This window comes from Fannyhessea vaginae DSM 15829, assembly GCF_000159235.2.
GTDB classification, from domain to species: domain Bacteria; phylum Actinomycetota; class Coriobacteriia; order Coriobacteriales; family Atopobiaceae; genus Fannyhessea; species Fannyhessea vaginae.
The window spans coordinates 204229-219099 of the sequence record NZ_ACGK02000001.1 but is presented as its reverse complement, the minus strand read 5'-3'; the positions used below and the strand labels follow the sequence as shown (position 1 = coordinate 219099).

11 protein-coding genes and 2 tRNA genes are annotated in these 14871 nt (G+C 43.4%); all 13 read right to left on the bottom strand.

Going from position 1 to position 14871, the window contains the following annotated elements:
• Window positions 1-16: 16 nt before the first annotated feature.
• Window positions 17-2098: an FtsX-like permease family protein gene (locus tag HMPREF0091_RS00915; protein ID WP_006302286.1), complete on the bottom strand. Its 2082-nt coding sequence runs from the start codon at window positions 2096-2098 to the stop codon at window positions 17-19.
• The gene (locus tag HMPREF0091_RS00910; protein WP_006302285.1) at window positions 2082-2957 is read right to left on the bottom strand and encodes an ABC transporter ATP-binding protein; all 876 of its coding nucleotides are present in this window, start codon (window positions 2955-2957) and stop codon (window positions 2082-2084) included. Before HMPREF0091_RS00910 ends, HMPREF0091_RS00915 begins: the two co-directional genes overlap by 17 nt.
• A gap of 163 nt (window positions 2958-3120) precedes the next feature.
• Complete coding sequence (locus tag HMPREF0091_RS00905) at window positions 3121-4095, bottom strand: sensor histidine kinase (RefSeq protein WP_006302284.1); 975 nt, start codon at window positions 4093-4095, stop codon at window positions 3121-3123.
• Window positions 4096-4166: 71 nt separating this feature from the next.
• Window positions 4167-4862 carry a response regulator transcription factor gene (locus tag HMPREF0091_RS00900; protein WP_010241869.1) on the bottom strand — a complete coding sequence of 232 codons (696 nt, stop codon included), beginning with the start codon at window positions 4860-4862 and terminating at the stop codon, window positions 4167-4169.
• A gap of 303 nt (window positions 4863-5165) precedes the next feature.
• A complete protein-coding gene (locus HMPREF0091_RS00895; protein WP_006302281.1) occupies window positions 5166-7331 on the bottom strand; it encodes a heavy metal translocating P-type ATPase in 2166 nt (721 codons plus the stop codon).
• A gap of 22 nt (window positions 7332-7353) precedes the next feature.
• Entirely contained in the window at window positions 7354-7659 is a 306-nt protein-coding gene (locus HMPREF0091_RS00890; protein ID WP_048596615.1) for a hypothetical protein, read from the bottom strand.
• 483 nt (window positions 7660-8142) lie between these two features.
• A tRNA-Arg gene (locus tag HMPREF0091_RS00885) sits at window positions 8143-8218 on the bottom strand.
• A gap of 63 nt (window positions 8219-8281) precedes the next feature.
• Window positions 8282-8953 carry a hypothetical protein gene (locus HMPREF0091_RS00880; protein WP_006302279.1) on the bottom strand — a complete coding sequence of 224 codons (672 nt, stop codon included), beginning with the start codon at window positions 8951-8953 and terminating at the stop codon, window positions 8282-8284.
• 148 nt (window positions 8954-9101) lie between these two features.
• Window positions 9102-10685, bottom strand: a complete 1584-nt coding sequence (locus HMPREF0091_RS00875) for a sensor histidine kinase (RefSeq protein ID WP_006302278.1) — start codon at window positions 10683-10685, stop codon at window positions 9102-9104.
• A gap of 121 nt (window positions 10686-10806) precedes the next feature.
• Complete coding sequence (locus HMPREF0091_RS00870; RefSeq protein ID WP_006302277.1) at window positions 10807-11532, bottom strand: response regulator transcription factor; 726 nt, start codon at window positions 11530-11532, stop codon at window positions 10807-10809.
• Window positions 11533-11614: 82 nt separating this feature from the next.
• The gene (locus HMPREF0091_RS00865) at window positions 11615-12904 is read right to left on the bottom strand and encodes a hypothetical protein (RefSeq protein ID WP_006302276.1); all 1290 of its coding nucleotides are present in this window, start codon (window positions 12902-12904) and stop codon (window positions 11615-11617) included.
• A gap of 29 nt (window positions 12905-12933) precedes the next feature.
• Window positions 12934-14310, bottom strand: a complete 1377-nt coding sequence (gene purB, locus HMPREF0091_RS00860; RefSeq protein ID WP_050770495.1) for an adenylosuccinate lyase — start codon at window positions 14308-14310, stop codon at window positions 12934-12936.
• A 321-nt stretch (window positions 14311-14631) separates the two neighbouring features.
• Window positions 14632-14707 (bottom strand) — tRNA-Lys (locus HMPREF0091_RS00855).
• Window positions 14708-14871 lie beyond the last annotated feature (164 nt).

Genomic DNA, 14871 nt, shown 5'->3' with positions numbered 1-14871 from the left:
TAGCACATAACGCGCACTATCTTGTTTGTTTCCCTAACACCGACACACGCACAATAACAAAGGTCATAATAAAATACAGCGCATAGATAGCAAGAACAATACCAGCCGTAATAAAAAGCCATTGTTTTGCTTCGGCATCGGTACCCATAAGCCTGTACAGGGCATCCATTTCTTTCATAATACAAAATGCATGAGAAATCGCAAGTGCGCAAGGAAGCATAAACCATATACCCAGCTGCGTAAAAATAGTACCCGAGCAACACGTGCTGGTGGCTCCAAGCTGAAGAAGCTTTGTATAACTTTTGCGCATATACGCAAGCTCGCTTAGCTGCTGAATAGAAAGAATAGCCGCCGAGGTAATAAGCAGAATAATACCTGTATATACCGCCACAAACGTTCCCGTTACACGAATGGCAAGCGCTCCCTCAAGAAGTTCATAGCGCAAAACTGTATTCATAGCACGCAAATGGTACGCGTTATTTTGTCCTAAAATTCCCTCTTTGTGTTTATTGCCATGAGCAAGCTCTTGCGAAAACTGTTCGTTAATTTCTTTGCTACTTGTATAGAACTGGGCAAAAAGGCGTGTTTGCTGTGGTTTCATAGTATGCACCCAAGCATCCGGCACAATGAGTGAACACGGATTACTTGGAAGTCCAGCAAGATCTGAGATTTTAAGCTTTTGCTTTATGCGTACGTTATGATACGTATTTCCTAACGTAACTGTCTTTTCTGATGCAGCTAAATCATCTGTTTGATCTGCCAAGCTAGGATATGACGCAAACCTCACTTCATTGTCGGAAAGTTCAATTGGCTGAAGCCCAGCCAATGCTCTAAACCTGTTGTATTCAGAACATCCTACAAAATACACGGGATTAACAGCAACATCTATAGGAGCGCCGTCAATTGCTTTTTCTTTTGATAGCCCGCAGTCTGAAATAAGGTTTGCTATGGTATATACATTGTCAGTTTCTCCCAAAGTATAGCTGGTAAGCTGCGTGGTCGATCGTACAGTTGTATTCCAAGATGGAATCTCCTCTGCCATAAGGCTTACTAATTTATCTGTTTGCACTGATTGATACCCGTCTTTACAATGAAAATCTGCAATAAAATCGGTGGGGCACATCAGGGTTTCTTGACTGCGAACCGAAGCAACCGCTGTAAAGCCTATAGAAAGCGTACAGAGTGCAATAAAAATTGTTGCACAGATCATAGTCATAGAAATCCAAGAGGAATTGATTCTTGAGGCAAATTGACGCACTACATATAAGTTAAGTCCTCGGTAGTAAAGAGGTTTTATTGCACGAGCAATTTGTGTAAACGCTGTAGAAACCGAATAAAAGAAAAGCGCTGTTCCAAGCACCACCAATGCGGTGCAGCATAAGAATTCTCCCCCGCCATTAGCTGTAAGCACTTCATAGGAAAACATATGGTAGGCTTGAGCAATAAGGAGAATTGATACAACAAAAAGTACCAAGGTAATCCATGGGTTTTTGATCTTAAAACGATCAGATGTAAAACTTGAGCGAAACAACACAGACAACCTCGTACGCGAAATCACAAACGTAGCGCACAGTGTAGAAAGCACAAACACCACGCCAAACATACAGGCGGTAAATATCATCGCTTGAGGTACCAAAAGAAAGTGGAACCGCTCAACGGGTGAATTAAAAAGCTTGAGAACAGCAAGAGAAGAAAACTGAGAAACAACAACTCCTACAAGCAAACCAACTATAAGTGCACATATGCCTACTATAAAATTTTCAATGAGAATCACAAATGCAAGGCTTGATTTTTTCATACCGAGCAGCAGATATGTTGCAAACTCACGAACACGACGGCGCATAAAAAAGACATTGGCATACACAATAAGAATGCCAATAACAATCATTAAAAATATCGAAAGACCTGTTATCAGCTCTGCCATGCGTAAGACAAGATGTGATGTTGAACTGCTTAGTCCTACAAAAAACGCCTGATTAGTAAGCGTATTAAAAGAATAAAAGAGAGAAACCGAAAGCATCAGTGTTACAAAATAGACAGTAAAATCTTTTAAGGCTCGACAGAGGTTACCCCATGCCAGCTTAATGTAAAGCAGCATCACTACCTCCTAAGTAAGACACAACGTCCATGATTTCCTTAAAGAACGCTTGACGCGATTTTTCGCCACGAACAAGCTCATTAAACACGCGCCCATCTTTAATAAAAATAATGCGGCTTGCATACGAAGCCGAAAACGGGTCGTGCGTTACCATAAGAATACTTGCAGCGCGTTTATGGTTGATTTCCTCAAAAGACTCCAGAAGAATACGAGAATTTTTTGAATCAAGGCTACCTGTAGGCTCATCGGCTAAAACAATTGCAGGATCAGAAATAAGGGCACGCGCAGCAGCAACGCGTTGGCGCTGACCTCCACTCATCTGATTGGGATATTTTTTAAGTACATCGGCAATGTTAAGAAGGCTGGCAAGGTTTTTAACCTTCTCGTCCATAACGCGCACAGAACATGCGCTTAAACATAACGGTAATGCTATATTTTCGTAAGCGGTAAGCGTTTCTAGAAGATTTGAATCCTGAAATATAAACCCTAGTTGCGTGCGCCGAAAACTGGCAAGCTGGCGGCCGCGCAAGCGCGTGACGTCTTGGTTGTTTACCGTAATAGTACCAAGTGTAGGTTTATCAATGGTAGAAATGCAGTTGAGCAACGTACTTTTACCCGATCCCGAAGGACCCATTACGCCAACAAATTCGCCTTGCTTCATGGTAAAACTTACACCAGCAAGCGCTTTGGTAATATTGGTACGTGTACCAAAATATTTTTCTACGTTTGTGCAAACAAGCATAGAATCAGCACTTGAGGCATTGGCTCCTTTAGAAATGTTGCTGAAATGTGTGTGTGCAGACATACCGTGCACATCAGTGCGTGCCTCTTTGGTATGTAAGGCATGTTGAGCGGTCATTATTCCTCCTTATTGTGGTAGGTGATGATTACCTACTATTTCACAATGCGGCACATATCACCATAGAAGAACCTTACGGTATTCTTACGTTTTTATCACCTTGAGAATAAACAGGGATATTGCGAATAAGAGCGCTGTTACAGAATTGCTCATACGAACCTTATTACAAAACATCATGGAGTGACGAGCTAAAATAAATAGAAACAGAAGTGCCGCGTCCAACCTGCGACTCCAACGCAACACTTAGATTCATTTTGTTTGCAAGTTTGCGAACCAAATACAACCCCATACCCGTTGACTTTGCCGAGCGTCTTCCGTTTTCGCCCGTAAACGCTCTGTCAAAGACGCGCGCTTTGTCGCTGGCGCTAATGCCAATACCTTCATCTTGAATAGAAAGACGCGTGTTCCATACACCGTTGTCACCTTGTGTATGTTCAGCAGAAATGATAAGTTCAGCGGTCATATCATTTGGTTTTCGATATTTTGCAGCGTTAGAGAAAATCTGCTCGATCATAAATTGAAGCCATTTTGCATCGGCTTCGACCACCACATCAAGATTGATGAGCTTTGGAGCAATACGAGCATCTATAAGTGTTTTTGCATACGATTGCAGAGCACGTGTTACCACGGTTTTAAGGTTGATCTCCTTAATAAAGAAGTCATTTGAAACCGAGCTACTCCGCGCGTAATAAAGTGCCTGATCAACAAGATGGTCTATACGGTCAACCTCAAAAGATGTATCTTCAACAAAACCACGATTTTTATTTTGTAGCAATAACTTTATTGCCGCAAGGGGCGTTTTTATTTCGTGTACCCATAATTCTGTATACTCTTTTTGATTTGAAAGTTCATCTGCCATATTTTTAACTTCTTGATGCACAAGCCAAACCGTATGCCCCAGTGCATCACGCATTTCGCGAGGAAGCTCCTGTAAAAGCGTCTTAAAATTATCCTCGTCAAGCAAAACACGCGTATTTGGCAGGATTTGTAAATTCTTAAGGGTTTGCAAATGACGTGCATACAAAAGATAATCCCCTAGCACGCCAAAAAGAGTACACAGCAAAATACCAGACAACAAAACATTAATTAAATCCCATGTTATACCTAGCAAATAGAGCATAACACTTATCAACACCACAGTGAAAACCATAGTAAAAAGAAGAAACGCTCTGCTGCGTATATATCCAAAGACATGCATAGCCTACTCGCTTACTTTGCTGAGGGTAAAATACAGTAGCCAAGACCTCGATGAGTTACCACAGCGTGAGGCTCACCAATATATGCTAGACGCTGGCGAAGATGAGAAACATTTACGGTAAGCGTGTTGTCATCAACATACTCATCACTTTGCCAGAGCGCCTCTTGGATTTGCGTGCGACTTACCACCTCTGTTTGACGCTGAATCAGAAGTGTTAAGATCTTAAGCTCATTTTTAGTCAATTCAGTTGTTTTACCATGCGCGCTTGCGGTACATGTTTTTAAATTAAGCTCAATAGTTCCACACCTAAGAACCGATGCCTGCTTGTCCGACATGGGCATCACACGGCGCAAAACCGAAGCAATGTGTGCAAGCAATATTTGAGGATTATACGGCTTAGCGATGAAGTCATCTGCTCCGCTTGACAGACAAACTAGCTCGTCAAGCTCTGAATTACGAGACGTAAGCACAATAATTGCACCTGTTGAACTCTGGCGAAACTCGCGCGCAAGCACATTACCATCTACCGAAGGAAGTCCTAAATCCAACAGCAGTAAGTCAGGGCGCGGCGATACAATTTCGTGCATAAGTTCATCGGGATTAGTAAAATTGCAAGGTGCATAGCATTCATACGCATTGGCCTGCAAAAGGTGCACAAGCTCTAAACGTATTTGATTATCGTCTTCTATAACACATATCTTTGCCATAGCACAAACCTTTGTGACAGGTGTCTTGTGATGTTTTACCAATATACAGCACGCCTTGCAATCAAGTGCTCATTCGCTTTTAAGTGCTTATGCTATTTTATACTAAATTACCAACAAGCGTTTGTGCGCGCCTTGTAAAGGCAAGGAATCTCGTGCACATGCATGTGTGTGCCCAATGCCACGCACGCGCTTAATAAAAAACGGCCTAAACACCTCGTCTAGGTCGTTTTGTTTGCGCTTGGATAGTGCTAGATAGTACCAAATAGCGCTATCGTATTTCTGCGCTAACTCACTTTGTAATAACTAAACAATGCCTAAGCGTCTATCGTCTTGAACTTCACGAGCTTGCACATCTCTAAGCAGCGGCAATGTATTCCTTAATGTCACTGCAAAGGTAAAGCCATTATGCACATACGCTGCATGAATCGCAGGAATTAAGCCAAGCAAACCCAGCACAATTAAAGACGTGTTAACAGCTACAATACCGTAAAAGTCTTCATGAATCCTACGCATAAGCAATGTTGAAATTCTATGCGCAATAACCGGTGAATTAAGCGAGGTATTGTGAATAGAAACATCGGCAACCGCGCGCGCAATATCACTTGCATCGGACATAGCAATTGACACATCGGCGCAGGCCAGGGCAGGAGAATCGTTAATGCCGTCGCCAACCATAGCAACACGATGCCCTTCTCGTTGGCATTGCTTAATGAATTCAGACTTGTCCTCGGGTAAGATTTCGGCGTGATATTCATCAATGCCTAGGGTTTGAGCAACCTCACGAGCCGTTTTTTCGCTGTCCCCCGTAAGCATAACAAGACGTTTTATACCAGCGCTTTTAAGTGCCGCAATCATAGCAGGCGCGTCCTCACGGATGGGGTCTTTAATGCTAAACACAGCCGCCAGCTCTGAGGCGCGCGACATGTAAATAAGCGTTCCTAAAGAACCTTGCTCGTGCTCAAGTTCTGCCAACCTCAAAGTTAGGTTTTGAGGCCTACGCACGCCCAAATCATCAAAGATAAAGCGCTCTGAACCTATGCACACTTCTTCGTCACCAACATGGGTTTTAATACCATGTGCAACTACATATTCAACTTTTGTATGAAGCTCTTTGGTATGATCAAGATTCAACTCTTCTGCAGCGCGCGTGATAGACTTGGCGATGCTGTGCGGAAAATGTTCCTCTATACATGCAGCTATGCGCAAAGTTTCATCTTCACTCAACTCGGTAAAGCTCAAAGTGCGACTCAGCTGCGGCAATGCTTTAGTAAGCGTGCCTGTTTTATCAAAGACTACGGTATCAATATCAGAGAGAGCCTCAAAAAACTTGCCGCCTTTTACGGTAATTCCATAGCTAGAAGCCTCTTCCATAGCCGAAGCAATGGCAATAGGAGTAGAAAGTTTAATGGCACACGAGTAATCTACCATCAATACACTAAGCGCCTGAGAAACCCTGCGCGTTAAGAGCAACACAACAAAAAACGCAGCAAAACTGTATGGCACCAAAGCATCAGAGAGATGTTCTGCCCTAGATTGCAAATGCGCTTTAAGTGCTGTTGACTCTTCAACCATGTCTACGATAGCGTCAATGCGTGCAGAACCTGCAGCGGCATTCACACGAACATAAATGTCACCATCTTCAACCGCAGTACCTGCATAAACGCTGGCACCCGTCTCTTTATGAGAAAGCCGCGATTCTCCGGTGAGCGACGATTCGTTGAGATCGGCAAAACCCTTAATAATTTCGCCGTCTATAGGAAGAACGCTTCCCGACAAAACATGAATCACATCGCCTTTAACAACTTCATTGAGGTCAACACAGCGGTCTTCGTTATCAATTACCTTCCAAACTTTCTGCGCTCGCGTGATAATGCCACTTTTAAGCGCAAGGCGAGAACGATACGAAACATGGCGCTGCACCGCGTCACTAAGGTCGAGCAAAAACATGATCGTTGCAACGCTTATATATTCTTTACGGAAAATAGAAATGCCAATAACCGTAGCATCTAGGACCTCAACCTGCAGTTTTTTAGTGCGAAGCGTTTGCAGAGCTTTCTTTATAAACCCATAAGCTCGAACAACCACATATGCACAGAGCGCCGCTGGCGGCAGGGGTAAAAGCTTAATTACATATCTGCGCGCAAACAAAAAAGCAAGCTCAACATAAAATCTGTTGTTTTCGACAGCCGCTTCAAACTCCACGGACCGCGCGTCAAGCGCAGCCTCTTCTTTTGTGGGAATATTCAATACGTCGAGTTGTTCAAAATACGCTAAAACATCTAAGCGCGCCTGTATAGAGGTATACTGAATAACAAATGCACAATTTTGAATATGTGCATGTGCCGAGGTAACCCCATCTATCGCAAGCAACTCAGATGAAATTCCACGTGCTTCGGCAAGCGAAATATAACCCATATCACAGCGTAAACGCAGGCGCTGCGGCTGATCTGAACATATGTTAATTTGCATGGTACACCACTACAACAAGCAATTAATTTGCAGTGTCTTGCTGCTTGTCAAACTGTTCGCGTACCTCGCTGCGTATACCCGGCTCAAGTTTTGCCAAACGCTGGCGAACGCACGCATCAATACGAGCCTCGCGACGCGCTTCAGCGCTTACATCTTGAGCCTCGTCCACAATATTTTGCAACTCGCGCGAGCAAACATCTGTTGCCTGCAGTCCTACCACAGTTGCTTTAACAGCAGCTTTACGAAGAACTCCACATTGTGCCAAACCAGCAACTACACCTGTTGCTACAACACCTAATGCTCCAAAAACCAATGATGAGTGTTTCATGATACTTCCTTCCTCTTTGGGCAATTGCCCTGTGTATAAAGCGCGCATTGAGTTTTTCGCCACGTGTAGCGAAAAACTTTCGCCCCTCTCGATGTGGCGCCATATCGATGTGATACAACAAACTTGTGCGTGCGCGGCAGGTTAACTCATTCACTCGTAAGCGCGAGTTAGCCTAAGCCTTACTTTTACGTTATGCTGTTTATTACCGTTTAGCAAGCAAAACTTTCTGAGAATACGAAAGAATTTTTTCTTTTTGAGGCTGCAACGCGTGTACCTGCACTAATATAAACGCAGGTAAACCATGGTAAACTCAAATATGAAGAAAGTAAGTAGCGGGTTAACTTATGGTTACTTTTAGGACGGCGCTTGCCGAGCGTGCACATGCGGTACCACAACCTCATGCGGTACCACGAGCGCATACGGCATCGTCGCTACAGACGCAAAAATAAAACCCAAGCAACGACGCTTGGGTTTAATCTTAAATGGTGACCCCGATTGGATTCGAACCAACGACACCAAGTTTAGGAAACTTGTGCTCTATCCCCTGAGCTACGAGGCCATACACATGTATTGTATCATGCTCATAAGTACCGCGCGCTTGACGCGGCGCGTGTGCCTACAATTATTTCTTAAACGTGCGCTTAAGTCTATTCATAAAAGACGCCTTGTTTGCATGCTGATGTTCAATATTATCTGCATCTTTATCAAGCAGCTGATACACCTTTTTTGAAGTCAGCGCGCTCACCTTTCTATCAACAGCGTTTCTAAACGGTTTTACAAATTTTAAATCGTAAATAAATCCCAAAATTACCAGCGCATACGCCAAAACAAGGAGCACAACTTCTGCAATACCTTCTATATGATCCATTTGATACATGGCTTGCGGATTGTAATAATTTATGACCCATGACAAGGCAATACAAACAAGTCCCGTGAACAGCGTGATCCACAAAATGTTTTGACGCTTACGATACACAGGGTCTTGATTAAGTAAAATACGAGATACCGCAACCCTTCTATCGCGCTCGTCACGCTCTGCACGGCGTTGTGCACGCTTTTCTACGGCAGTTTTTTGATGAGTTTGTTTTACGCTGTGAGCGTCTCTTACACCGTACGCCTTTTCCTTTGCTGGCTTTGCCTGAGCAAGAGAGGCCTTCAGCGCACCTTTTTTCTCATCATCCTTTTTTGATTTTGTTGGTTTGGTACTTGTTTTGTTTCCACCTAACCAAGACGGAAGCGAACCTGCGTCGCGCGCCTCGTCCATTGCATTGGTAATTGTTTCTTTAATTGACATAAAAACCTCATCCGCACTTCATTTTATGTTTTAAGACCACGAACACATATGATTGTACCTAAAAAGTACAAGCACTGCCCTATAACTATGAAAATAATAACGTATTTTATTCAAGCATGCATACACGTAAGAGAAAAGAGCTCAGTGTTTAAGCTGTTTGCTGCGCCTTGTGTTCACACGGAATAGCAAGCGTAAATGTTGTGCCTTTGCCAAGCGTTGACTCTACTGCTATGCGGCCATTATGTTTGTCGATAATTTCTTTGGTAAGCGCAAGACCAATACCCAAACCGCCAGAAACACGGCCACGACTTGCGTCCGAACGCCAAAATCGAGCAAAAACGCGTGGTATGTCTTCTTTTGCAATACCAATACCGGTATCACGAACAGAAATCAACACTTCGTTACGCGATTTACTAATGCTTACAATAACCCAGCCACCTGCTGGGGTATAGCGCATAGCATTAGACATAATATTGGTGATAGCTTCTCTAATAAGATCGCTGTCCATCTCGATCATGCATTCGTGTTCAGGGATCTTGTCATCAAACTTGAGGCGCAAATTGCGTTCAGCAAAAAGCTGTTCTTGCATAGAAACAAGACTTTTAACCATATACACTGCGTCAGATTTTTCAATTTTAAGAGCACGGGTACCGTTTTCGATACGAGAAAGCCTTAGCATTGCGTCCACTAAACGAGACAAGCGTCTTACTTCTTGTGCAACTGTCTCATAATGTTCATTATCAGCAGGAAGGACACCATCTTGCATACCCTCAACCGTTGCAAGCATTGCCATAAGCGGCGTGCGAAGCTCGTGCGCCACGTCAGAAGTAAGGCGGTGCTCAAACTTAATATCGCGCTCTAACTCAGACGCCATTGAATCAAACGTTTCGCCCAAGCGACCAATCTCGTCATCACCTGTTAAATTGGTGCGCGCCGTAAGGTCACCGTTGCGAATCTGCGCTGCAGTGGACGTAATTTTTTTAATTGGTTTTACAAATACATGCGACGCAGCATACGACAAAGCACACGCCAACAAAATTGCAATGACCGCAGCCGCAAGAATAGCTCCATAGGAGTTTTTCCTAAACACATCATCACTTTTAGTAATAAGCGTTTCCGAGCCAAATGCCCACAACCTCACGTTGCCTACATATTCGCCACTATTGTCAACAATATCTGCAGTAGCAGTTGCATGGTCTCCTTCGGGAGGTCCTCCTACCTCAGAAGCTGAATTGCTTTTATCGCTTTTAGAATCAATAATTTCAATGTGATCCGCATTATCGCGCGCATAAGAACTAGCTGGTACATTTCCATAAATAAGCTGCCCGTGAGCGTCTACAATTTCTATACCAACGTCTGAAGGAACGGGAAACGTTAAAGATGAGCTGCGTATAAACGTAGATTTCCAACCACCAGAAACACTGTATTGCTTTCCAAGCGAAAGCGCAATTTTTTGCGCCATGTGTTGCATACCGCGTCGTGTATATGTTTGAAATTGGTCTTCCCACACAACCGCCAAAACAATTGAAAGAATAACAGCGGTCATAAAGGCGGTGAGGGCAAAATATATGGTCAAACGACCCGTTACTGTTTCAGAAGGACGAACCCTATACGGAGTATGAGACATGGTATTAAAAGACACCTTAGAGGCATCTTTACCGTCTTCTTTAAGATTGTCATACATTTGTTCTTCAAGCTTTACATACGACGTTATTGATGGTTTGTTTTTCACTGATACAATCACCTATATTCCGAAAAACTCATCTACGCTATATCCACACCACCCAATAGCTTATAACAGCGCTTTATACAACTCGTGCACATGCTTTTAACATGTGCACGCGTGCAAACGTCTATTCTTGATGTGACGGCGCATCTTGAGATTGCGGAGCTTCAAAACGATATCCAACACCATGAACGGTATACAACCAACGTGGATTGCGCGGATCATCGCCCAATTTTGCGCGAAGGTTTTTAACATGAGAGTCTATGGTGCGCTCGTAGCCTTCAAAATCGTAGCCCAAAACTTTTTCAACAAGCTCCATGCGTGTATAAACACGACCAGGAAAACGAGCAAGTGTGGTTAAGAGCTTAAATTCTGACGCAGTTAAGTCGATTTCTTTATTCTCAACCAATACTTTATGACCCGAAATATCAATGACAAGCTGGCCAAAGTCAAGAACCTCAAGTGCAGGCTCTGATTCGGTGTGGGCACGTCTGAGCAACGCACGAACACGTGCAACCAGCTCGCGTGGTGAAAACGGCTTAATAAGATAGTCGTCTGCGCCTAATTCAAGACCAATAATACGATCTTCTACCTCGCCTTTTGCGGTAAGCATAATAATGGGTACATTAGATGTCTCACGCACCGCACGACACACGCGCTCACCAGAAAGTTTAGGAAGCATAAGATCCAAAATAATCAGGTCAAAGGAATGTTTTTCAAACTCTTCAAGTGCGCTTTGACCATCGCCAACACTACGCACAAAGTAGCCTTCGCGCTCAAGATACGCGGCAACAGCATCGCGAATGGTTTTTTCGTCTTCTACTAAAAGAATACGTTTCTCATCTGAAGCCATATACAGCCTCCTTTAATGTTTATCGTCAAACAATGGTTCTGATAGTAGTTTAACATCAAAATAAACTTCTAACAGCACTATTCTACACTCTAAATTGCCTTACTAAAACATTTTTAGGATATCCGGTTGTTTTATCCTTAATAGTTGCATATGTTACCACGCTGTTTTGCTCACCCGTACACGCAGGATATTCACCATAATCGGTGCAACGGTTAGAAGCAGCCAAAATGGAGTAACTTTTTTGAGCAGTGTCAACTACAAAATACGAAGCCTTACTCCTCACAATAAATGTATTATTGTTTCCAACAACGGGGGCAGATGGCTCACGAGGCACTACAACAAATCCCTTATCGCGAGAACCTATATATGTTCCCATTTTACCCAGCAAACCACCGCTTTGGTGATTTGCTTCAATGGAAAACGCAAAAAGCGAGTTAATATACGTTGCGTATAAAGGTGCCACAGAAGGCGGCAAAAACAACTCGTCTTGTTGCTTTTCCATAGAATCGGTCAACGAATAAACGCGTATAACATACAGCGGTGCAGACTTTGTTTTAACTTTAGGAACAATGACCACCAAGTCTTTAGAAAAGGTTGGCGCGCACGCAAAACGCGAAAGCGATTCTACAACCGAAGCCGCTTTATCGTCGCCCAATTTCCATAAATAGCAATAGGAATTTTCTTTTGCACGAGATCCTTGCGGTGAGGGAGATACTTGCCATACAACATAGTTTTCGTGAACACAAAACTGTGCAGGAAGATAATCGGCGTCCGCTTTCCAAAGTTCACTGACCTGACCATGCAATTTTCCATCGGCAAACGCCGAGGCATACAGCGTCCAGTCACGCGTAACAATATCAAACTCAAGCCATACAAACACCTTATCCGACGTGCGGACATCGTAAATAATGCAATTTGTTGAGCTCTTACCATAGGGTTGTTCAAGCACTTGAACAAGCTGGCCGGTTTTTGTATTAAACGCCGACGCTTTAATAGCGGGTGTTGCAGAAGTTCCAGCAGTTGTAGCCGCAATCCATACTCCGTCCGAAGGATATAACATGTTTCCTAACGGCAACTCCCAATTTCCTGTTTGTTTAAGCTCAAAATCAACAGCCGAATATTTACTTTCGTTGGTTTGAGGATCAATGATGTATTCCGCCTGCGCGTCATCCACAACCACAGGGCTTTGCGGATCATCCACAGCGCGGTGCTTACACCCTCCTGCAGATACCGCAATACACGCCAGTGCACTAGAAGCCGCTGTTGCACACGTTGCCCGAAAAAAGGCGCGGCGTGAAAACAGAACGCGCGGCTTTTGCGCAGACGAATGTTCTGATCCGCCCTTTGTTTGATGACCAAAAACTTGTGCCATAAAAGCTAATCCCTTAAGTTATTGTTACGTTATTCACCGTTGATTTTTTCATGACAAGCACAAGCGAAATCAAGTGCTTGCAAGCGATCAAACACAATAGAGGTGTGTGTTAAAAATTGTTGCGGATCAAAAATGGTATCTAATTCATCGTCAGACAAAACACAAGCGGGATCTGCTTTAAGCTTTTCCTTAAACGACGTGCCCTGCTCACACTCTTGAATTTCTTTCCATGTTTTCATTGCGCAAGATTGAACAATGAGATACGCGTCCTCACGCGTCATACCCGTATCTACCAGAGCAAGCAATACTTTGGAGGAATAAATAAGACCGCGCGTTTTGTTGAGATTTGCCAACATGCGTTTGGGGTACAAAACAAGCCCATCAACAATACGAATTAAGCAGGTGAACATATGATCAAGTGCAATAAAGCTATCGGCAAGTGCTACGCGTTCATTTGAAGAGTGGCTGATGTCGCGCTCGTGCCACAGCGCAACATTATCATAAGCTACCTGCGCGTTTGCCTTAACAACACGAGCCAGACCACAAACTTTTTCTGCGGTAATAGGATTTCGCTTGTGAGGCATAGCACTTGAACCTTTTTGTTTTTTCTTAAATGGCTCTTCAACCTCAAGCGTATCCGTTTTTTGTAATCCGCGAATTTCGGTAGTAATACGCTCACAGGTTGCGGCGCAAACCGCCAAAACACCTGCAACATATGCATGATGATCACGGCTGATAACCTGCGTAGAAAGCGGATCTACTTTAAGATGTAGTTTTTCACACACCATTTGTTCAACGCGCGGATCAATCGAAGAATACGTACCAACAGCACCCGAAATAGCTCCGTAAGACACACTTTCTTGCGCATTGTTGAGACGGTCTAAATCGCGTTTAAGCTCTTGAGCCCAGCTTGCAAATTTCATACCAAAGGTCATAGGCTCGGCATGAATACCATGGGTACGCCCTACGCACAACGTTGATTTTTCTTCAAACGCGCGACGCTTACAAATTTCACCCAAACGAGTAACATCATCTTTTAGAATATCAAGCGCTTGCGAAAGCATATAACATAAAGCCGTATCACCCAAGTCGGTGCTGGTCATACCAAAGTGCACCCAACGGCTAGGATGTGGCGCCTCTGCGGGAACGTCTTTATCAATATAGGACGCCATATTGGTAAGAAAGGCAATAACATCATGGTTTACCTGCGCTTCAAGAGCGTCAATCTCTTCTTTATTGCAAGCCGCATGAGCGCGAATCCACGCTGCCTCGTCTTTGGTAATACCGATAAGCCCTAATTCTGCTTGTGCTTCACAGGCACATACTTCTATTTCTTTCCAGACGTTATATTTGTTTTCAAGAGAAAAAATATGCCCCATAGCAGGTTGAGTATAACGGTCTATCATAAGAGAACCTTTCTTACCAAGCCCTTGTAAAATAATGTACGTGTTAAGTATACCAACGATATATGTTCTAAAAATAAAAACAAAAAATAATAAATAAGCGGTAATAAATGCGTGGCGAAGCACAGCCTGAACGCTCAATTACTTAAATTTATTATTGCATGTTAATTGCACGCGCATTTTTTGGCGTATCGGTCACAACCTGTCACACCAGTTAAACACGGTAATTCACACTTTGCAACACTTAGTGCAATTGATGAATATTTACGTATTAAAATGTTCGCATTTGCGCTGGTAGATTATGTAAAAAAGGGAGAAAAAAGGTGGTGGGTCGTGTGGGAATCGAACCCACGACCTTGGGATTAAAAGTCCCCTGCTCTACCAACTGAGCTAACGACCCAAAATGTCAGGCATGTGCAGATAACAAATTCTGCAACAATTAGACCATGACCTCAAGTAAGCTTAATTATTTTCTTACAAACCAGTTGTAATTACAGCGAAAATCTCAAAAAAGTTTCAATTATGGAGATAATTCCATATGTCCACCTTGTCATTGGGCACATG

Coding starts and splice junctions, on each gene's coding strand:
- purB (WP_050770495.1), bottom strand. CDS start 14,310: ATGATAGACCGTTATACTCAACCTGCTATGGGGCATATTTTTTCTCTT.
- HMPREF0091_RS00900 (WP_010241869.1), bottom strand. CDS start 4,862: ATGGCAAAGATATGTGTTATAGAAGACGATAATCAAATACGTTTAGAG.
- HMPREF0091_RS00880 (WP_006302279.1), bottom strand. CDS start 8,953: ATGTCAATTAAAGAAACAATTACCAATGCAATGGACGAGGCGCGCGAC.
- HMPREF0091_RS00895 (WP_006302281.1), bottom strand. CDS start 7,331: ATGCAAATTAACATATGTTCAGATCAGCCGCAGCGCCTGCGTTTACGC.
- HMPREF0091_RS00865 (WP_006302276.1), bottom strand. CDS start 12,904: ATGGCACAAGTTTTTGGTCATCAAACAAAGGGCGGATCAGAACATTCG.
- HMPREF0091_RS00910 (WP_006302285.1), bottom strand. CDS start 2,957: ATGACCGCTCAACATGCCTTACATACCAAAGAGGCACGCACTGATGTG.
- HMPREF0091_RS00890 (WP_048596615.1), bottom strand. CDS start 7,659: ATGAAACACTCATCATTGGTTTTTGGAGCATTAGGTGTTGTAGCAACA.
- HMPREF0091_RS00915 (WP_006302286.1), bottom strand. CDS start 2,098: ATGCTGCTTTACATTAAGCTGGCATGGGGTAACCTCTGTCGAGCCTTA.
- HMPREF0091_RS00870 (WP_006302277.1), bottom strand. CDS start 11,532: ATGGCTTCAGATGAGAAACGTATTCTTTTAGTAGAAGACGAAAAAACC.